This window comes from Micromonospora sp. NPDC003776 (assembly GCF_053605645.1).
Map to the genome: position 1 here is coordinate 1 of NZ_JBSGJR010000060.1, position 19,479 is coordinate 19,479.

The window sequence follows — 19,479 nt, forward strand, 5'->3', positions numbered from 1 at the left end:
ACGGGGCCGCCTGCCGCCGGCCGGCCACCGTGGCCGGCGCGACCGCGAAGGCGTACGTCAGCAGCAGCACGCCGATCAGGGCGAGCAGCACGCGCGGGACGGTCAACCTCAGCACGCCGCTCCTCCGTCCGCCGCCACCCGCGTCGCCAGGGCGGGGCGCTCCTCGACCCGCGTACGGGCGATCAGGGCCGCCGCCTCGGCGCGCTCCTCGCGTCTGGCCCGCAGGTTCGTGCCGAGGGCGATCAGCGGTGGGCCGAGACCGGTCAGCAGGGTCAGCACCGGCCACACCCGCAGCAGGGGCGCGTCGGTGCCGAGGACGAAGCTCGCGCCGAGCAGCCCGGCGGCGGCCGCCGCCCAGCACAGGTGCAGCCGGAACGTCGCGAGCGACTCGGCGGTGCGCAGCTTTCCCTTGGCCGTCACCACGAATCCCAGCTTGCGGCGCAGCAGCGCACCGATCCCGGCGGCCACGTAGACGGGGCCGGCGAAGAGGGCCAGCGCCATGCCGACCACGCCGATCTCCTCCCGCTCGTGCGGGGCGATGTTGAACCGGCGCAGCCACAGCCAGAGCGCGAACCAGGTGCAGAACGTCGAGCCCCACAGCACGGACCACACCGTGACGTCGAGCTGCGCGGCGCTCACGCCGGTGAGCAGGTACATCGCCGTGGCGATGTTGCCGAGCAGCAGGCTGACCGCCACGCTCGGGTAGTAGAACTGCAGCAGCCGGTACTGCCAGCGGCGCCGGGACGGCAGGTCGCGGGGCGCGCGCAGCTCGGGACGGACGAGGATCTCGCTGATGCCGGCGGCCCACCGCTTCTGCTGGTTGAAGTAGTCCGCCCAGGAGGTAGGGCCCTCGCCGATGGCGACCACGTCGGGGGTGTAGACGCCCTTCCAGCGGTTGCCGGTGGCCCGGTTGGTCGCGGCGTGGACGCGGATGCTGGTCAGGTGGTCCTCGATGATCGAGTCCTGGTAGCCGCCGATGGTCCGCCACGCGGCCGGCCGGTAGAGGTGGCCGGTGCCGGTGAGCAGCGGCGCGTCCAGCCCGTTCCCGCCGCGCGCGATGAGGCCGTTGTAGAGGTACTGCTGGACCGAGGCGCCGTGCGCGACGAAGTTCTGGTGCATGTTGCCGTACACCTGCGGGGTGACCACGAACGCGACGTCCGGGTCGCGGAAGTAGCCCAGCGTGCGTTCGAGGAAGTTCGGCAGCGGCACGTGGTCGGGGTCGACGTTGGCCACCACGTCGTAGTGGCGCTCGTGCTCGGCCCGCCAGGCGTTGTGGTTGCCGGACTTGGTCCTCGCCCGGAACTCCCCGGCGGGCTGGTTGTACTCCGGGCGGCCCTTGCGGCTGAAGTGGCGTACGCCGAGCCGCGCGGCCATCTCCTGCACCGCCGGGTCGTCGCCCTCGTCGAGGATCCAGACGTCGACCTGGCCGCAGTACACGATCTGCCGCAGCCGGCGCAGGGTCCGCTCCACCACGTCGAGCGGCTCCTTGCTGGGCACGATCGTGGTGAGCAGGGCCACCCGCAGGCCGACCGGCGGGTCGACCGGGACCGGGTCGCGGGCGTGGAAGGCGAACATCCAGACGACGACGTTCTGCGCGAGGCGGATCAGCTCGACGCCGACCACGATGCAGAAGCCGAGCCGGGCGGCAACGGTCTGCCAGCCGCCGAGGGCGGTCCCGCCGGTGCCGGGTACGTGCTGGGGAAGCAGCAGCCAGCCGACGAACAGCAGGCCGGCCGCGCTGTTGACCAGGACGAGCAGGGTGAGGACCAGCCGGGCCGCGGGCGAGGCGACGGGGCGGAACCGGACCGCCGCGTCCGGGCGTCCCGGGGCGGTCAGCGGGCCGGTGGTCGCCCCGCATCCGGCGTACGTGAGGCGGGCCCGGACGTTGCGCCGGCGGCGCTCCGGCCCCGGCCCGGCCGGCGGTGGGGCCGGCGGGACCACCGGAGCGCGGTCGCCCGGGATTCCCGGCGCGGCGGCGCGGGACAGGCGTGTATCGGCGGCGACGGCCACGTTTCCCCCATGGGTCCGAGTGTTGCAGAGGATGATCGACAAGAGCCGTACGGCGGCGGTCAGCGCGGCGTGCGGTCGTCCACCAGCAGCGCCAGCGTGAACCCGGTCGGTCGCCAGACCTGCGCCATCCGGTAGCTCGCCCGCAGCATCCGCCCGGCCGCGCCGTCGGTGGGGGGCAGCGGGTCGGCCCGTTCCCCGGGCAGGACCACCCAGAGTCGCCGGGCACCGGGCAGGCAGCCGGCGAGGTCGGGGCATCCGGCGGTCGGTCGCCCGCCGTCGGCCGGCCCGGTCCCGGCAGGAACGTCCGCCGGCCGCCGGTCGGCCCGTAGGTAGCGCGCCACGACATTGCGGACGTCCGGGCCGCTGCCGGCGCCGTAGACCAGGCGGTCGCCGGGCTGCCACCGGTCCTCGATGAGCTGCGCCAGCTGGCGGGTGGCCGGCCCGTGCCCGTCGGGTGCCCGCACGGCGGCCTGTGCCGGCGCGCCGATCACGGCGATCACCGCCAGCACGGCGACCGACCAGCGGGCGCGTACCCGGGACAGCGCGGCCGCGCCGAGCGTCGCCCAGGCCGGCAGGGTGAAGAGCAGCCCCTGCGCGGACCAGATCGGCGTGGCCTGCGCGACGAGCAGCAGGACGACGGGCGGCACCACCGCCCAGGCGGTGAAGACGGCCGCGGCGTACCGCAGCGGCAGGCTGAACAGCGCCAGCACCAGCAGCAGCCCGGCCAGCGCGGCGACGCCGAACACCGCCGCCGGTGTCGCGGCGAGCACGGTCAGGCCGGGCCGGGCGGCCGGGGCGATCCGGCCCCCGTCCCGCACCACGAGCCAGAGCAGCACGGCCGCGGGCAGCGCCCCCACGGACGCGGCCGCCAGCCACCGACCGGCCACTCGGCGCCGGAAGGCGTACACGGCCCAGCCGTGGCCGGCGAGCAGCAGCAGCGCCACGACGTGGCAGAGGCCCAGGACGGCCACGGCACCCGCGTACGCCGCGAGGCGCCACCGGTCGGGCCGGTCCAGGGCCGACAGCAGCAACCAGGTGGCCAGCGCCGCGCCGAGCAGGGCCAGGGCGTACGGCTGGGCCTCCTGCGCGTAGCGCGTCGAGGTCGGCAGGACCGCGAAGATCAGGCCGGCCAGCAGGCCGGTGTCCGGGCTGAACATCCGGGTGGCCGCCGCCCCGACCAGCGCCGCAGCGGCGATCATGGCCAGCACGGACGGTACCCGCAGGGCGACGTCGGAGCTGCCGAACGCCTCGGCCCAGGCGCGGATCAGCAGGTGGTACGGGGTGCCGGCGGCGTCGCCCGAGCCGAGCGCCGACCAGGCGTCCCGCCAGGACGAGGTGGCGGCGCGCCAGGTCGCCAGTTCCTCGGTGCCGAGGCCGGGCGCGCCGGCTCGGACGGCGGCGAGGGCGCCCATCACCAGGGCCGGCACCAGCGACGCGGCGATCCGCCGGCGCCGGCTGTCGATCGCCGGACGGGCGGCACGCTCGCCCCGGGGGTCGGCCGGGAGGTCCTCGTCCCAGGGATCCTCGATGCGGGCCTCCACCGGTACGAGCCGGGGCAGGACCATGGTTTCCGCGTCCTTCATCGTGACTCACGCATCTCCGTGGCTGCGGCGACAGAGGCCCAGCCGCACGGTGGCGATGCCGGGTCGTCGGCGACTGGATGACACCGTGGAGCCTAGTGAGACAAAGTCGGCATAACGCCCATATCTCCCGAAAGAGGGATGATCGGAAAGCGATGCTCGGGGCCCGCCGGAAAAGGCCGCGCGCCGCCAGGGAGGAAAGTGCCAGGATCCTCGGCATGTCTGGCCGCGCGTTGAGCTTCGGGACGGTGGCGCAGAAGTACGAACGGTTCCGGCCGGGTTATCCGGCCGAGCTCGTCGACCTGGTGCTGACGTACGCGGGCCACCCGGTGCCGACCGCCCTGGAGATCGGCGCCGGGACCGGTAAGGCGACCCGACTGTTCGCCGGGCGGGGCGTCGCGGTCACCGCGACCGACCCGGACGGGGCCATGCTCGCCGAACTGCGGCAGCACGTGCCGGCGAGCGTGCGGACCGTGCGGGCCGCGTTCGAGGACCTGCGGCCGGGCGTACGCCACCGGCTGGTCTACGCGGCGGCGGCGCTGCACTGGACGAACCCGGACGGCCGGTGGCCGCGGGTGGCCGCGCTGCTGGAGCCGGGTGGCGCCTTCGCCTCGTTCGGTGGACCGGCCCGGCTGGCCGACGCGGCGGTGGCGGAGGCGGTGAACGCGGCCCGGGCGCCCTTCCTGGCCAGCGACGAGATCCCCTCTCCGGACGGGACGCCGCCGGACCACGAGATGCAGTGGCCGGGTACGGAGCTGACGCGGTCCGAGTGGTTCACCGACGTCCGGCAGTGCGTGATCGAGCGGCGGGTGACGATGAGCGCCGCCGATTACGTCGGCTATCTCTCCACCGTGTCGGCCTATCTCGAACTGCCGGCCGCCGTGCAGGAGCAGGTGTACCGGCGGATCGGGCGGGTGCTGCCCGGGACGGTCGATGTCGTCGCCGACATCACCGTCCACCTCGCCCGCCGGCGCGGCGAGCGGTAGCGCCGCACCCCACTTTGCGGGCGTTTCGCCCACCGTCGTGTCCATCATGGGCAGTCGGCGTTGTACCCGGTGTGACGGCACGAGTGATCGGCCAACCACAGTGGCCGGCCAGGTGGGCGCGACGCGAGAGCGACCGCCGGCAGCAGGCGTACGCGGTCGCGCTCGACACCTGGCGCAGGCGCGAGGACCAGCTGGTCAGACTCCGCCTCGAGGCGGCCGGATTTCTGGGGTGCACGGAGCCCCGGGGCGGCCTGCCGGTGACGCTCGCCGACGACGAGGTGATCTATCGGGTGCTGCCGAGCGCCGAACTGGTCGAGGCGGAGGCGCGGCACCTCACCGGACTCCCCGCGCCCACGCTGACGCTCGCCACCCTCCCCCTCGACGCGCCCGGCCGCCCGCTGCCGGCCGGCCTGCGGGTGGTGGACAGGGGAATGGCGGTCGTGACGGACCGGCGGGTCGCCTTCGCCGGGCGGGCCGAGCGGCGCGAGTGGGCACACACCGAGGTACGGGGACCGGGCCACCACCCGAACGTACCGATCACGCTCCTGCCCACGCTGGACGGACGCCGACCGGCCGGGCTGCGGGTGCCGGCCGCCGCGGCCGTGAACTTCCGCTTCTACCTCACCCTCGCCTTCGCCACCGCCACCGGTGCGCGCGCGGCGGTCGCCGCGCAGGTCGACGCCCTGCTCGCGGCCCACTCTCACGTCCGAGCACCTCGAGGGACTCGAAGAGCGGCAGCCCGACCGTCCGCCCGGTGACCGCGACCCGGACCGGGGCCTGGGCCTTGCCGAGCTTCAGGCCACGCTCCGCGCCGACCGCCTCCAGCGTGGACTTGAGCGACTCGGCGTCCCAGGACTCCAGCCCCTCGAACGCGGCGATCGCCGCGTCCAGCAGCTCCGCCGCGCCCTCCTTCATCGCCTTCGCCCACGCCGCCTCATCGATCAGCGGGTCGGCCAGGAAGAGGAAGTCGACGTTCGGCACGATCTCGCTGAGCACCGCGATCCGGGTCTGGGCCAGCGGCGCCACGGCGGCGAAGGCGGCCGGGTCGAACTCCTCCGGCTGCCACGGCGGCGGCACGATCGTCTCCGTGCCGGTGAGCCAGGGCTGGCACTCGGTGATGAAGTCCTCGACCGGCAGCGCCCGGATGTACTCGCCGTTGAACGCGCGCAGCTTCTTCTCGTCGAAGAACGCCGGGGAGGGGTTCACCTCCTCCAGCCGGAACTCGTCCTCGATCACCGACCAGGGCACGATCTCCCGGTCGCCGGAGGGGGCCCAGCCGAGCAGCATCAGGTAGTTGCGCATCGCGGCGGCCAGGTAGCCCTCGTCCCGGTACGCCTCCAGGGCGACCTTGTCGCGCCGCTTGGACAGCTTCTGCCGCTTCTCGTTGACCACCACGGGCACGTGCGCCCAGACCGGCGGCTTGACCCCGAGGGCGTCCCAGAGCAGCTGCTGCTTCGGGGTGTTGGGCAGGTGCTCCTCGGCCCGGATCACGTGGGTGATCCCCATGGTCATGTCGTCGACCACGTTGGCGAGCAGGAAGACCGGGGAACCGTCGCCCCGGGCGATCACGAAGTCCTCGATCAGCTTGTTCTCGAAGGTCGGCTCGCCCCGGATCAGGTCGACCACCACGGTCTCGCCCTCGTCCGGGGTACGGAAGCGCAGCGCCCGCCCCTCGCCCGGGCCGAGCCCGCGGTCCCGGCAGAAGCCGTCGTAGCCCTGGTACTGCGAGCCGGTCCGCGCCTGCACGTCCTCCCGGGTGCAGTCGCAGTAGTACGCCCGGCCGCCCTCGTACAGCCGCTGCGCGGCGGCCCGGTGCTCGCCCGCGTACGTCGACTGGAAGTAGGGGCCCTCGTAGCTGCCCCGCGCGATGCCGATCCAGTCGAGCGCGGACAGGATCCCCTCGGTCCATTCCGGCTTGTTGCGGGCCGCGTCGGTGTCCTCGATGCGGAGCACGAACACCCCGCCCTGCTGCTTGGCGTAGATCCAGTTCTGCAGGGCCGAGCGGGCGCCACCGACGTGGAACATACCGGTCGGGGAAGGGGCGAAGCGTACACGTACCGTCACGCCCCCCAGCCTACGGCGGCCCGCGACCGCTTTCCGGCAGGGGGCCGGTCAGGGGACCGAACGGATCTTGAGCACCAGGGCGCTGCCGAGGAGGGTGACCGCCGCGGTGACCGCGTACAGGGTGGGATAGCCGCCCAGGTGAACCACGATCGGGGCGGAGAGCGCCGGGCCGAGCACCTGCGGCGCGGAGTTGGCGATGTTGATCACCCCGAGGTCCTTGGCCCGGTCGGTGGCGGTCGGCAGCACCTGGGTGATCAGCGCCGCGTCGACGGCCAGGTAGACGCCGTAGCCGGCACCGAGCAGCAGCGCGGCGGCGATCGCCATCGGCCAGGTCGGCGCCGCCGCGAGCAGCACCGCCGCGACCGCCATGATCAGCCCGGAGACGATCACGAACACCTTGCGCCGGCCGGACCGGTCGGAGAGCCGGCCCGCCACCACGGCGGTGAGCATCATGCCGAGCGTGTAGAGCAGGATCAGCACCAGCAGCGCGCCCTCGGGGTCGGCCACCCGGACCCCGTCGCTGAGGAAGTAGAGCAGGTAGAGGGTGCCGAGGGCGTTGCCGGTCTGGACCAGGAACCGGGTGAACCAGGCCCAGGCGAAGTCCGGGTACCGGCGCGGGCTGATCCACATGGAGGTCAGCAGCGCGCGCAGCCGCAGCGCCGGGCGGTGCTCCCGGGGCAGCGGATCGTCCTGGGTGAGCAACGCGAACGGCAGCGACAGCAGCAGCACGGCGAGGGCGATCACCGCGTACCCGGCGGCGTTGCCGGTGACCACGGCGGTGACCAGGACCGCCCCGACCACCAGGCCGAGCGCCTGCGGGATGCCCACCCAGCCGGAGACCCCGCCGCGCTGGGCGACCGGCACCCGGTCCGGGATGGCCGCGGTGAGGCTGGCCAGCATCGCGTTGAAGCAGACCTGGGCGGCGACCCAGGCCACCGCCACCCCGGCGACGGTGTCCTGCCGGGCCAGCAGCACCAGGGCCAGCGCGCCGAGCACCGCCCCGGAGGCGGTCCAGACGTGCCGCCGGCCGAAGTGCCGGTTCGCCAGCCGTAGCGAGGTCCGGTCGGAGAGCGCCCCGGCGAGCGGATTGGCGAGCACCGCGGCGAGCGCGCCGAGGCCCGTGACGACCGCCAGCATCGCCTCCTTGTCGCCCGGCGCGATCCGCTCGATCTGCTGCGGCAGCAGCACCTGGATGGGGGTGAAGAAGGCCATCCAGACGCCCAGGTTGGCCGCGAAGATCAGCGCTATCCAGCTGCGCCGGACCGGCACGGTGGGTTCGGCGAGCGCCGCCGGCAGCGAGGCCGGCGTCGGGTTCACCGTGGTCACGGCCGGATCACCTGGTCGCGGAACCAGGCGTACGAGGACTTCGGGGTACGCCGCTGGCTGGCGTAGTCGACGTGCACCAGGCCGAACCGCTTGGTGAAGCCCTCGGCCCACTCCCAGTTGTCCAGCAGCGACCAGACGAAGTACCCGGTGACCGGGACCCCGGCGTCGATCGCCTCGCGGACCGCCCGCAGGTGCCCGTCCAGGTACGCGATCCGGTCCGGGTCGGCCACCCGGCCGTCGGCGTCCGGCACGTCGTCGTACGCGCACCCGCTCTCGGTGATCTGGATCGGCGGCAGCGCGTCGCCGTACCGGTCGCGCAGCCCGACCAGCAGCTCGCGCAGGCCGTCCGGCGCCACCGGCCAGTCGAAGGCGGTCCGGGGGTACCCGTCCAGCGGCACGATCTCGAACGGCAGCGGCGAGCCCTCCTCGGCGGCCCTGATGCCGGTCGGGTTGTAGTAGTTCACCCCGAGCACGTCGATCGGGGCGGCGATCACGTCGAGGTCCTCGTCCCGCACCAGGGCCGCGTCGAAGCCGGGCTCCTCGGGGTAGCCGAGGCCGAGCAGTGGGTCGGTGAAGAGCCGGTTGTGCAGCGCGTCGTACGCCGCCCCGGCGGCCCGGTCGGCGTCGGTCCCGCCGCTCAGCCGGACCGGGGAGTAGTTGTTGGCGATGGCGACCGGGCTGCCGCTGCGGGCGCGCAGCGCGGAGACCGCGAGGCCGTGCCCGAGCAACTGGTGGTGGGCCACCGGGAAGGCGTCGAAGAGCAGCATCCGGCCGGGGGCGTGCACCCCCATCCCGTGCCCGAGGCTCATGTGGATGAACGGCTCGTTGAGCGTGATCCAGAGCTTGACCCGGTCGCCGAGGCGGGCGGCGACCAGGTCGGCGTACTCGGCGAAGCGGCCGGCGGTGTCCCGGTTGAGCCAGCCGCCGGCGTCCTCCAGCGCCTGCGGCAGGTCCCAGTGGAACAGCGTGGCGACCGGGTCGACGCCCTGTCCGAGCAGCTCGTCCACCAGCCGGTCGTAGAAGTCCAGCCCGGCCTGGTTGGCCGGCCCGGCGCCGGTGGGCTGCACCCGGGGCCAGGCGATCGAGAACCGGTACGCGGAGACGCCGAGCCCGGCCAGCAGCGCGACGTCCTCGGCGTACCGGTGGTAGTGGTCGCACGCCTCGTCGCCGGTGCTGCCGTCGACGATCCGCCCGGGGGAGTGGGCGAAGGTGTCCCAGATGGAGGGTCCCCGGCCGTCGGCGGTCGCTGCCCCCTCGATCTGGTACGCGGAGGTGGACAACCCCCAGCGGAAGCCGGCGGGGAACTCGGGCATCGGCGGGTACGTCATGCGCCCTCCCAGAAACGCGAAGCGTGCTCGCGACTCTAGGGCGCGGAGCGCCGGTGGTCCATAGGCGCGGAAAGGCAGGCGGCGCAAGGGTTTTCGGCGTGTCTTTTCCGAACCCGTCCAGGTAAGTCCCATTTACACATAGAGTGCCGAATATCGCGGATGTGTTTTAAGTGGGGGAAAGACAAGATGATCCTCGTGGAACGCAGTGCGCACGTGATGGCGCCGGTGGAAGCGGTCTGGGACGTCGTGCAGCGGGCCGAGCAGTTGCCGGCCTGGCTGGCGGGGGTCCGCGCGGCCGAGGTCCTCTCGGGGGAGGGCTTCGGCCGGCGACAACTGGTCCAGGCCGGGCGCGGCGCGGCGCACGAGGCCGAGGTGATCGCCTACCAGGAGCCGACCCTGATCGGGTGGCGCGAGCGGGCCAGGGGCGCCGGTGCCCGGGCCGAGGCGCGCACCGAGATCTACGTACAGCTGACCCCGGACGAGGAGGAGGGCGGGACGATCGTGCGGCTCATCGTCGTACGGTGGCCCGCCGGGCCGGTCAAGGCCGCCCTGCTCCGGCTCGGCCTGCGGCGGGTCGGCGCCGACCTGGAGGATTCGCTGGCCCGGCTCACCGATCTGGCCGCCGTCGGCTGACCGGAGCCGGTCCCGGCGCCGCCCGCGATGGTGATGGTCCGGCGTTCCCGCCAGGGACGCCGGACCATCGTCGAATCCGCCGCCGTCAGCCGGCCCGCAGCTCCGCGATCGCGCCCCGGAGCCAGGAGCGCTCGGCCCGGCTGATGTCCCGGGCCATCACCAGCATTCCCCGCCGGAAGAGGTCCGTCTGCTCGGCGGCCCGCTGTGGCCGCTCGCCGGTGTGGAAGAAACTCGCCGGCTGGTCGAGGAAGGCCAGCCGGCGTTCGAGCACCGTGGCCTGCGCCGCCGGGTCGTCGAGTTGGCCGAGGAAGGCCAGCAGGGTGAAGAACCGGTTCTGGTCGGTGACGTCGAGTTCGGCCGGCTCGCGCAGCCGCCGCGACAGCTCCGCCCGCCCGGCGTCGGTGAGCGAGAGGGTGTGCCGGGGCGCCGCGGCGGCCCCCGGCTCCCGTTGCCGGCTGACCAGCCCGGCCCGCTCCAACCGGTTGATCGCCGGGTAGAGGCTGCCGTCGCTGACCGGCCGGGCGTAGCCGGCGAGGCGCGCGATGCGGGCCTTCAGCTCGTAGCCGTGCAGCGGCCCCTCGCCCAGGAATCCCAGGATCGACAACTCCAGCACCCTTCGCATTCTGCCTTGCCGGACGCCGCCATGCCTCGATACGGTGTACCTCGATTCGAGGTATGGGAGGAACGCATGCGCGTCGAGGGACCGGACGGAACCGGGCTGAACGTCGTCGAGTTCGGCGGGAGCGGCCCGGGCATCCTGCTGCTGCACGGGCTCACCGGGCGAGCCACCAACTGGACGGCCACGGCCCGCTGGCTCACCGGCCACGGCCGGGTCGTCGGCTACGACGCGCGCGGGCACGGCCACAGCGACAAGCCCGACGGCCCGTACGACCGGGCGGCGTACGTCGGCGACGCCGCCGCGGTGATCGAGGCGCTCGACCTGGCTCCCGCGCTGGTGATCGGGCACTCGATGGGCGGCATCACCGCGTGGCAGCTCGCCGGAACCCGGCCGGATCTGGTCCGGGGCGTCGTGATCGCCGACATCAACCCGGTGACCGCGCCCGACCTGGTCGACCGGTGGCGGCGGTGGCTGGCCGGCTGGCCGGTGCCGTTCCGGACCCTGGCGGACGTCCGCGACCACTTCGGCGCCGAACGGCGCACCGAGGGGGAGTCCTTCGTGGAGGGGATGACCGAGGGGCCCGACGGGTGGCTGCCCCTGGCCCGTCCCGAGCACGTGCTCGCCTCGCTGGCCCACTGGGCCGACCGCGACCACCGACCCGAACTCGCCGCCGTGCGCTGCCCGGCGCTCGTGGTCGCCGGGGCGGAGAGCGACCAGCCGGTCGACCGGCAGCGGGAGATGGCCGACCTGCTGCCCGACGGCCGCTTCGCGGTGCTGCCCGACGCCGGTCACGTGCTCCACTACGACAACCCGGCCGCCTGGCGGGTGGCGGTCGAGCCGTTCGTCGTCGAGCTGGCCGCGACGCCGCTGCCGGCCTGACGGCCGGTCCCGGGCCGCCAGGGCCGCCCCGGCCCGGGATCGGCTTCTGCCGGTATCGCCGGTGCCGGCCCGACCGCGGCCGCCGGTACCGCGTCGCCCCGGCCGGCGGCTTCTGCCCGCCGCAGAAAACGTGAGCCACGGTCGCCCGCCGCTTCTAGCTTGGCCGGGTGACACCCGAACGGCTCCATCCCCGGCTGCACCGGCTCCGCCTCGGCGCCTTCCAGGCGTACCTCTGGGCGGACGACGACGGGGTGACGCTGGTGGACACCGGCCCGGCGGGATCCGGGCCTGTGATCGCCGCGGCCCTGCGCGGCCTCGGCCTCGCCCCGGGCGACCTGCGCCGGGTGGTGCTCACCCACTGCCACGACGACCACGCCGGTGCGGCGGCCGAGGTCGCCGCCTGGGGGGACGTGGAGGTGGTCGCGCACGCCGCCGACGCCCCGGTGCTGCGCGGTGAGCGGCCCGCGGCGCCGCCCGCCTTCACCCCGTTCGAGCGCGATCTGCACGCCCGGGTCGCCGCCGGGCTGCCCCCGGCGCCGCCGGTCCGGGTCGACCGCGAGGTCGCCGACGGCGACCTGCTGGACGTAGGCGGCGGCGCCGAGGTGGTGGGCACGCCCGGCCACACCGACGGCAGCATCGCCCTGCACCTGCCCCGGCACCGGGTGCTCTTCACCGGCGACGTCGCGGCCGAGCACGACGGTGAGGTCATCTTTGGGGTCTTCCACGTCGACCGGGCGCGGGCCGCCGGGTCCTTCCGTCGCCTGGCGGCGCTCGACGTCGACCTGGCCTGCTTCGGCCACGGCGAACCCGTCCGCGCCGGCGCGGGAGACCGCCTCCGCGCCGCCGCGGCCGCGCTCCCCTAGCCTTGACACCCCGCACCGCACCGGTCTCGTCCCGCCGAGAGCATGCCCGCCCCCGCACCGACCTCGCCCGCGGCCAGCCTCGCCGCGCTCGCCGGCGCTCCCGCAGCCCGTCGCCATGATCGTGCTCTATCCAGGATGTTTCCAGGATGTAGTGGCATCCGGGTCGATTCGATGCCACGACATCCTGGATAGAGCGTGACCACGCGTCCGGCGGGCCCCGCTCGGGCGCGGTCCCCGGTCGAGTGCGGCCCCGCTGGGATGCGGCCCGCTCCGAGAGCGATCAGGGCATGGGACGGGCAGGGGACGTCCCCGGGACGGCGAAGGGGCCCGGCGCGAAGCGCCGGGCCCCTTCATGCGGATCGATCAGCTGTCGCCGCCGGTCTCCCCGACCGGAGCCGCGTTGACGTCGTCCAGCGCGTACTTCTTGGCGGCCTCGGCCGGCACGTGGGCCGGCACCGCGCCGCGGAGGGCGAGCTGGCGCAGCGTCGCGACCGCCACCGACTCGGCGTCGACGTGGAAGTGCCGGCGCAGCGCGTGCCGGGTGTCCGACATGCCGAAGCCGTCGGTGCCGAGCGAGGTGTAGTCGCCGGGTACCCAGCGGGCGATCAGGTCCGGTACCGCGCGCATCCAGTCGCTGACCGCGACCTTCGGCCCGTCGGCGTCGGCCAGCTTCCGCTGGATGTACGGCACCCGCTGCTCGCCGCCCGGGTTGAGCAGGTTGTGCTCCTCGCACTCCACCGCGTCCCGGCGCAGCTCCGTCCAGGAGGTCACCGACCAGACGTCGGCGGCCACGCCCCAGTCCTCGGCGAGCAGCTTCTGCGCCTTGAGCGCCCACTGCATGCCGGTGCCGGAGGCCAGGATGTTGGCCTTCGGCCCGTCCCCGTCGACCGGCGGGGCCGGCGAGTAGCGGTAAATGCCCTTGACGATGCCCTCGACGTCCACGCCCTCCGGCTCGGCCGGCTGGAAGATCGGCTCGTTGTAGACGGTGAGGTAGTAGAAGATGTTCTCCTGCGCCTCGCCGTACATCCGGTGCAGGCCGTTCTCCATGATGTGCGAGATCTCGAAGGCGAACGCCGGGTCGTACGCGGCCACCGCCGGGTTGGTGGCGGCGAGCAGCAGCGAGTGACCGTCCTCGTGCTGGAGGCCCTCACCGTTGAGCGTGGTCCGGCCGGCGGTCGCGCCGAGCAGGAAGCCCCGCGCCATCTGGTCGGCCGCGGCCCAGAGCCCGTCGCCGGTCCGCTGGAACCCGAACATCGAGTAGAAGATGTAGAGCGGGATCATCGGCTCGTCGTGCGTGGCGTACGAGGTGCCGGCCGCGGTGAACGAGGCGACGGAGCCGGCCTCGTTGATCCCCTCGTGCAGGATCTGGCCGGTGGTGGCCTCCTTGTACGACAGGAACAGCTCCCGGTCCACCGAGGTGTACCGCTGGCCGTGCGGCGAGTAGATCTTCGCCGTCGGGAAGAGCGAGTCCATGCCGAAGGTGCGGGCCTCGTCCGGGATGATCGGCACCCAGCGCTTGCCGAACTCCTTGTCCTTCATCAGGTCCTTGAGCAGGCGGACGAAGGCCATGGTGGTGGCCACCTTCTGCTTGCCCGAGCCGCGCTTGACGTCGGCGAAGCGCTCGGGGCCCGGGATTTGCAGCGTCTTGCCGGTGGTCCGGCGGGTCGGCAGGTAGCCACCGAGCTGCTTGCGCCGCTCGTGCAGGTATTCCATCTCCTCGGACTTCTCACCGGGGTGGAAGTACGGCGGGAGGTAGGGGTTGTCCTCCAGCTGCTTGTCCGGGATGTCCAGGTAGAGCCGGTCGCGGAAGAGCTTGAGGTCCTCCAGCGTCAGCTTCTTCATCTGGTGGGTGGCGTTGCGGGCCTCGAAGTGCGAGCCCAGCGTCCAGCCCTTGATGGTTTTGGCCAGGATCACCGTCGGCTGGCCGGTGTGCTCCATGGCCGCCTTGTAGGCCGCGTAGAGCTTCCGGTAGTCGTGGCCACCCCGCTTGAGGTTCCAGATCTCGTCGTCGCTGAGGTGCTCGACCATCTTGCGGGTCCGCGGGTCGCGGCCGAAGAAGTGCTCCCGGACGTACGCCCCGGACTCCGCCTTGTAGGTCTGGTAGTCACCGTCGGGGGTGGTGTTCATGAGGTTGACCAGGGCGCCGTCGGTGTCCGCGGCGAGCAGCGGGTCCCACTCCCGGCCCCAGACCACCTTGATGACGTTCCAGCCGGCGCCCCGGAAGAACGCCTCCAGCTCCTGCATAACCTTGCCGTTGCCCCGCACCGGGCCGTCCAGCCGCTGCAGGTTGCAGTTGATCACGAAGGTGAGGTTGTCCAGTTCCTCGCGGGCGGCCACGCCGATCGCGCCGAGCGACTCGACCTCGTCCATCTCACCGTCGCCGAGGAACGCCCAGACGTGCTGCTGGGAGGTGTCCTTGATGCCGCGGTGGTGCAGGTAGCGGTTGAACCGGGCCTGGTAGATCGCGTTCATCGGGCCGAGGCCCATGGAGACGGTGGGGAACTCCCAGAAGTCCGGCATGAGTCGCGGGTGCGGGTACGACGGCAGGCCACCGCCCGGGTGCGACAGCTCCTGCCGGAAGCCGTCGAGCTGGTCGGCGTTGAGCCGGCCCTCCAGGAACGCCCGCGCGTACATGCCGGGGGAGGCGTGGCCCTGGTAGAAGATGTGGTCGCCGCCACCCGGGTGGTCCTTGCCCCGGAAGAAGTGGTTGAAGCCCACCTCGTAGAGGGACGCGGAGCTGGCGAAGGTGGAGATGTGGCCGCCCACGCCGATCTCCGGCCGCTGCGCCCGGTGTACCAGCATGGCGGCGTTCCACCGGATGTAGGCCCGGAGCCGCCGCTCGATGTGCTCGTCACCCGGGAACCAGGGCTCGCGCTCCGGCGGGATGGTGTTGATGTAGTCGGTGGTCGTCAGCGACGGCACCCCGACCTGGCGCTCGCGGGCCCGCTCCAGCAGGCGCAGCATGACGTAGCGGGCGCGCTTGGTTCCGCGCTCGTCGATGACACCGTCAAGCGACTCGACCCATTCGCTGGTCTCTTCAGGGTCGATGTCCGGAAGCTGGCTCGGCAGACCAGCGGTGATCACCGGGCGCTTGCGTTCCGTAGCCACAGGCGTTCCCTCGGTTCTGTGTGGGATAGGTCTCTAGCGCCATCCTGCCCCCTGGTGGCGCTCGTCGTCACGTCTCCCTCCCCCAGACGCGACGCTGAACACAGGTACTCACCAGTAACTTTGCGCGATCACCGGGTGCGCTAGGCCGGTGCCGGCTGGACCCGCCCGGCTACCCTGCCGCCATGGTGGCGCGACCGGTTCTGATGGGCGGCGCGACGAGCGCCGTCGGCGTGGTGGTCCTGGCGGTGTCGGCCGCCGTCCTGGCGCGCGACGTCGCACGCTCGCCGGACTGGGGTCCGGAGCCGCTGCTGGGCGTCGCCGTCGGCGTCCTGCTGGTGATCGTGGGCGTCGGGACGCTCCGCGACCGGCGCCGGTTCCCGCCCGGCTACCGGGCGGACGACGGGCCCGGCCTCCTGTTCCCGTACGCACCACCGCAGCCGGGCGGTGCAGACGTGCCGTCGTACGACTGCGGCGACGCCGGTGGCGCAGGGGGGAGTGGTGACTGTGGCGGGGGCGGGTCCTGAGCGGTTGCGGCAGAATGCGCCGTATGCGCAGTGAGGTGATCAGCGTCCAGACCGGGTCCCGGCCGACCGTCCGGGACATCACCGCCGCGGCCGAGCGCTTCGTCGCCGACCAGGGGGACGGGCTGCTGCACGTCTTCGTGCCGCACGCCACCGCCGGACTGGCGATCATCGAGACCGGCTCCGGCTCCGACGACGACCTGCTGCGGGCGATCGACGACCTGCTCCCGGCCGACGACCGGTGGCGGCACCAGCACGGCTCGCCCGGGCACGGGCGGGACCACGTGCTGCCAGCCTTCGTCCCGCCGTACGCGACCCTGCCGGTGCTCGGCGGCCGGCTCCAGCTCGGCACCTGGCAGTCGATCTGCCTGGTCGACACCAACGGCGACAACCCCACCCGGAAGGTCCGCCTCTCCTTCCTCCCCGCCTGACCCCCGGTCGCAGGATCCCATCCGCGGAGGGGCCTCGTTCCCGGAAACAGTGGCCATCGCGCGGGGAATGGCCACTGTTTCCGGGAAACAGCGGCCACGAATTCCGGAAGACAGCGCCCGACGGGGCGCGGCGACGGGGCGCGGGCGGCGACGGGGGCCGGGGATGCGGGGTGGCGCTTCAGGTGGAGGGGGCGAGGAGCCGGCGTAGTTGGCCGGGGGTGTGCCCGAGGTGGGCGCGGACCGTGCGGGTGAGGTGCGCCTGGTCGACGAAGCCCAGCTCGGCGGCGAGCGCGGCGAGACTGTCCACCCCGTCCTCCAGCCGGTCCAGCGCCCGCCGCACCCGCAGCGCGTTCCGGTAGCGGGTCAGCGACACCCCGACCAGCGCCTGGAACTCCCGGCTCAACCGGTACGGCGAGACCCCCAACGACCGGGCGAGCGGGACCAGCCCCGCCGCGTCGGGGTGGTCGTCGCGCAGGGCGGCCCGGGCCCGCTCCACCAGCCGCCGGCTGCGCCCGGCGGTGCCGGCCGCCGGCCCAGTGGCCGCCGCGACCAGTCGGACCAGCCGCTCGGCGGCGGCGTACGCCGGATCGGCGCCGGCCCGCAGCAGCAGCCGGTGGGCCAGGTCGACGCCGGCGTCCACGTGCACCACGGCCGGGACCGGGCGGTCGGCGAACAGGTCCCGCCACAGCTCCGCGGAGAGGTGCACCGAGGTGCAGTCGTCCCCGCCGACCGGGTGGGCGAACCGCTCCTCCTCGCCGGGCAGGGTCAGGTAGGCCACCGTCGGCTCGACGAATTCGGCCCCGCCCCGCCCGACCCGCCGGAAGCCGCCCCGCCGCGTCAGCACCAGGCCGTGCGCGGTGGCCGGCTCGGGGGCGGACCAGCCGGTGTGGTCGTCCCGGCATCTGACCGCGGTGACGCGGAAGTCCGGGTGCCGGAGCAGCGGCGTCGCGGTGCGCACCCGGTCAGCGTAGGCCGCCCCGGTGACGGAACGGGGCGCGCCGGAGCGGCCGCAAGGATCGACAAGACCGGGGGCGGGCGCGGCGGGCAGCGTGGCGGTCGTGACCGACTCGACGCGGCGGCCCGCCGCCCTGCTCTCCGTCCTGCTGACCGGGCAGGCGATGGCCTCCATGGACACCTCGATCGCGGCCGTCGCGGCGCCGGCGATCCGGGCCGACCTGGCCGGCCCGCCGGCCGTGCAGCAGCTCGTCCTCGCCGGCTACACCCTGACCTTCGCGGTGCTCGTGGTGACCGGCGCGCGGCTCGGCGCCCGGCACGGGTACGCCCGGATGTTCCGGCTCGGCCTGGCCGGGTTCACCGCCGCCTCGCTGGCCTGCGGGCTGGCGCCCGGCCCGGTCGCCCTGGTGCTCGCCCGGGCGGTGCAGGGGGCCGCCGGCGCGCTGCTGGTGCCGCAGGTGCTGTCGCTGATCCAGGCGCACTTCACCGGCGCGGCGCGGGGCCGCGCCATCGGGGCGTACTCGATGGTGCTGGCGCTCGGGGTCGCCGCCGGGCAGGTGGCCGGTGGGCTGCTGGTCACCCTCGACGTCGGCGGCCTCACCTGGCGGAGCGCCTTCCTGGTCAACGTGCCGGTCGGGCTGGCGCTCTGGGTGGTCGCCCGGCGGGTGCTCGCCGGGCCGCCCGCCGCCCTGCCGTCGCGCCAGGGCCTGGACACCCCGGGCGTGGCACTGTTGTCGGCCGCGATACTGGCCCTGGTGGTGCCCCTCGTGGTCGGCCGGGACCTGGGCTGGCCCGGCTGGACCCGGGTCGTCGGGGTCGCCGCCGGCGTCGTCGGGCTCCGGCTCTTCCTCGGGTACGAGACGCGCCGTGTCCGACGCGGCCGGGATCCGCTGCTCGACGTGGCGGTGCTGCGCCGGCCCGGGGTGGCGGCCGGGCTGGTCGCCTGCTGCGTGGTGATGGGCTGCTACGCGGGGTTCCTCTTCGTGCTCACCCTGCGCCTGCAGGACGGGCTGGGCTTCACCGCGCTGGCGGCGGGGCTGGCCTTCCTCCCGTACGCCTCGGGTTTCGCCCTCTGCGGCCTGGCGGTGCCGCGCCTGCCGGACCGGGTCCGCGGTGTCCTGCCGGTGGCCGGGCCGCTGGTGCTCGCGGCGGTGGTGGCGGTGCTGGCGTGGGCGTCCCGGGACGGGTGGCCTTGGCTGCCGGCCGGCGCGCTGCTGCTGGCCGGCGGCGCCGCGCACGCCGCGTCGTTCAGCCCGCTGGTCGGGCGGCTCACCGGGATCGTGCCGGTCGCCTCGGCGGCCGCGCTCTCCGCGCTGGTCTCCACCGGCACCCTGCTGGCCGCGGTTCTCGGGGTGACCCTGGTCGGCGGCCTCCATCTGGCCCTGGCCGCCGCGGGCCGGACCGCCGCCGCCCTGTCCCTGCCCCCGGCCGCCGTGACCGCCGCCCTGCTCCTCACCGGCGCCCTCGCCGCCCACCGTGCCCTCCGCCCACCACCCGCCCCCGTTGATCATGAGGTTGTCGCAAGCTCGATCGGCGGGTCGGAGCGACACCTTCATGATCACCGGGGCGCCGCATGAGGATGGTCAGCGGTGGCGGTGTTCGTAGGATGGGAGGCATGGCGCAGCCGAACACCTCCACCAGCCGCGAGCGGGCCGAGCTGGCGGGCGACACGGTGCGCCGGATCATGCACATCGCGGCGGCGATGCGGCACTACCAGGACACGGCGATCGCCGAGTTGGGCCTCACCCCGGCGGCCGCCCGGGCCCTGCACGAGCTCGACCCGGACCGCCCGCTGCCGGCCCGCGACCTCGCCGAACAGCTCGGCTGCGACCGGTCCAACGTCACCGCCCTGGTCGACAAGCTGGAGCAGGCCGGGCTGGTGGAGCGGCGGGTCGAACCGGCCGACCGGCGGCAGAAGACGCTGGTGGTGACCGACGCCGGCCGGCGGGTCCGCGACCGGGTGCGGGGCGTGATGTCCGACTCCCGACTCCTCGACGGGCTCGGCGCCGACGAGCTCGCCGCCCTGCGTGAGCTGGTCTGGAAGGTCTCCGACGGCGGCTGCCCCGAGCAGTGCGGGGAGGACTGACTGTGAGCATGGCGTGGTCGGTTCAGCAGTGGTGAGCTGATAGCTGGCAGCGGTGGGCGTGACCCTAGGTCTGACTGGCTTCGTGCCTTCG

The 19,479-nt window shown here is 73.9% G+C and carries 16 protein-coding genes; 8 read left to right on the forward strand and 8 right to left on the reverse strand.

The features are described 5' to 3' along the window. Positions 1-108: 108 nt before the first annotated feature. Positions 109-2,010 (reverse strand): glycosyltransferase family 2 protein, encoded by a 1,902-nt coding sequence (locus tag ACWEVO_RS08160; protein WP_452306859.1) that lies wholly within the window; start codon positions 2,008-2,010, stop codon positions 109-111. Between the two features lie 59 nt (positions 2,011-2,069). Continuing rightward, on the reverse strand, positions 2,070-3,593 hold the full coding sequence (locus tag ACWEVO_RS08165; protein ID WP_452306860.1) for a glycosyltransferase family 39 protein: 1,524 nt from the start codon (positions 3,591-3,593) through the stop codon (positions 2,070-2,072). A 215-nt stretch (positions 3,594-3,808) separates the two neighbouring features. Between ACWEVO_RS08165 and ACWEVO_RS08170 the strand changes: the two genes are divergently transcribed. Continuing rightward, positions 3,809-4,576 carry a class I SAM-dependent methyltransferase gene (locus ACWEVO_RS08170; protein ID WP_452306861.1) on the forward strand — a complete coding sequence of 256 codons (768 nt, stop codon included), beginning with the start codon at positions 3,809-3,811 and terminating at the stop codon, positions 4,574-4,576. 621 nt (positions 4,577-5,197) lie between these two features. Here the strand turns inward: ACWEVO_RS08170 and gltX are convergent. Genes gltX through ACWEVO_RS08185 form a run of 3 tightly spaced genes read right to left on the reverse strand, consistent with a single transcriptional unit; the run spans position 5,198 to position 9,294 of the window. Continuing rightward, positions 5,198-6,640, reverse strand: coding sequence for a glutamate--tRNA ligase (gene gltX / locus ACWEVO_RS08175; RefSeq protein WP_452306862.1), 1,443 nt, complete (start codon positions 6,638-6,640; stop codon positions 5,198-5,200). 48 nt (positions 6,641-6,688) lie between these two features. Continuing rightward, a complete protein-coding gene (locus ACWEVO_RS08180; protein ID WP_452306863.1) occupies positions 6,689-7,966 on the reverse strand; it encodes an MFS transporter in 1,278 nt (425 codons plus the stop codon). Continuing rightward, the gene (locus ACWEVO_RS08185; RefSeq protein WP_452306864.1) at positions 7,963-9,294 is read right to left on the reverse strand and encodes a GH1 family beta-glucosidase; all 1,332 of its coding nucleotides are present in this window, start codon (positions 9,292-9,294) and stop codon (positions 7,963-7,965) included. The genes ACWEVO_RS08180 and ACWEVO_RS08185 overlap by 4 nt, the downstream gene beginning before the upstream one ends. A 186-nt stretch (positions 9,295-9,480) precedes the next feature. Between ACWEVO_RS08185 and ACWEVO_RS08190 the strand changes: the two genes are divergently transcribed. Beyond that, on the forward strand, positions 9,481-9,927 hold the full coding sequence (locus ACWEVO_RS08190; RefSeq protein WP_452306865.1) for an SRPBCC family protein: 447 nt from the start codon (positions 9,481-9,483) through the stop codon (positions 9,925-9,927). Positions 9,928-10,012: 85 nt separating this feature from the next. Here the strand turns inward: ACWEVO_RS08190 and ACWEVO_RS08195 are convergent, their stop codons facing one another. Next, the gene (locus ACWEVO_RS08195; RefSeq protein ID WP_452306866.1) at positions 10,013-10,540 is read right to left on the reverse strand and encodes a PadR family transcriptional regulator; all 528 of its coding nucleotides are present in this window, start codon (positions 10,538-10,540) and stop codon (positions 10,013-10,015) included. 75 nt (positions 10,541-10,615) lie between these two features. Here ACWEVO_RS08195 and ACWEVO_RS08200 point away from each other — a divergent pair, with 75 nt between their 5' ends. Together ACWEVO_RS08200 and ACWEVO_RS08205 are read left to right on the forward strand one after the other, a co-directional pair. Continuing rightward, positions 10,616-11,425 carry an alpha/beta fold hydrolase gene (locus ACWEVO_RS08200; protein ID WP_452306867.1) on the forward strand — a complete coding sequence of 270 codons (810 nt, stop codon included), beginning with the start codon at positions 10,616-10,618 and terminating at the stop codon, positions 11,423-11,425. A gap of 167 nt (positions 11,426-11,592) precedes the next feature. Beyond that, positions 11,593-12,288, forward strand: coding sequence for an MBL fold metallo-hydrolase (locus ACWEVO_RS08205; RefSeq protein WP_452306868.1), 696 nt, complete (start codon positions 11,593-11,595; stop codon positions 12,286-12,288). Positions 12,289-12,651: 363 nt separating this feature from the next. Here the strand turns inward: ACWEVO_RS08205 and aceE are convergent, their stop codons facing one another. After that, positions 12,652-15,396, reverse strand: a complete 2,745-nt coding sequence (gene aceE, locus ACWEVO_RS08210; protein ID WP_452306869.1) for a pyruvate dehydrogenase (acetyl-transferring), homodimeric type — start codon at positions 15,394-15,396, stop codon at positions 12,652-12,654. A 182-nt stretch (positions 15,397-15,578) separates the two neighbouring features. Here aceE and ACWEVO_RS08215 point away from each other — a divergent pair, with 182 nt between their 5' ends. Continuing rightward, a complete protein-coding gene (locus ACWEVO_RS08215) occupies positions 15,579-15,920 on the forward strand; it encodes a hypothetical protein (protein WP_452306870.1) in 342 nt (113 codons plus the stop codon). Positions 15,921-15,943: 23 nt separating this feature from the next. Next, a complete protein-coding gene (locus ACWEVO_RS08220) occupies positions 15,944-16,348 on the forward strand; it encodes a YjbQ family protein (protein WP_452306871.1) in 405 nt (134 codons plus the stop codon). A 178-nt stretch (positions 16,349-16,526) separates the two neighbouring features. Here ACWEVO_RS08220 and ACWEVO_RS08225 read toward each other — a convergent pair whose 3' ends face one another. Beyond that, on the reverse strand, positions 16,527-17,306 hold the full coding sequence (locus tag ACWEVO_RS08225) for a helix-turn-helix transcriptional regulator (protein ID WP_452306872.1): 780 nt from the start codon (positions 17,304-17,306) through the stop codon (positions 16,527-16,529). Between the two features lie 100 nt (positions 17,307-17,406). Here ACWEVO_RS08225 and ACWEVO_RS08230 point away from each other — a divergent pair, with 100 nt between their 5' ends. Together ACWEVO_RS08230 and ACWEVO_RS08235 are read left to right on the forward strand one after the other, a co-directional pair. Then, positions 17,407-18,879 carry an MFS transporter gene (locus tag ACWEVO_RS08230; protein WP_452306873.1) on the forward strand — a complete coding sequence of 491 codons (1,473 nt, stop codon included), beginning with the start codon at positions 17,407-17,409 and terminating at the stop codon, positions 18,877-18,879. Between the two features lie 38 nt (positions 18,880-18,917). Continuing rightward, positions 18,918-19,388 carry a MarR family winged helix-turn-helix transcriptional regulator gene (locus tag ACWEVO_RS08235; protein ID WP_452306874.1) on the forward strand — a complete coding sequence of 157 codons (471 nt, stop codon included), beginning with the start codon at positions 18,918-18,920 and terminating at the stop codon, positions 19,386-19,388. The last annotated feature ends 91 nt before the right edge of the window (positions 19,389-19,479 follow it).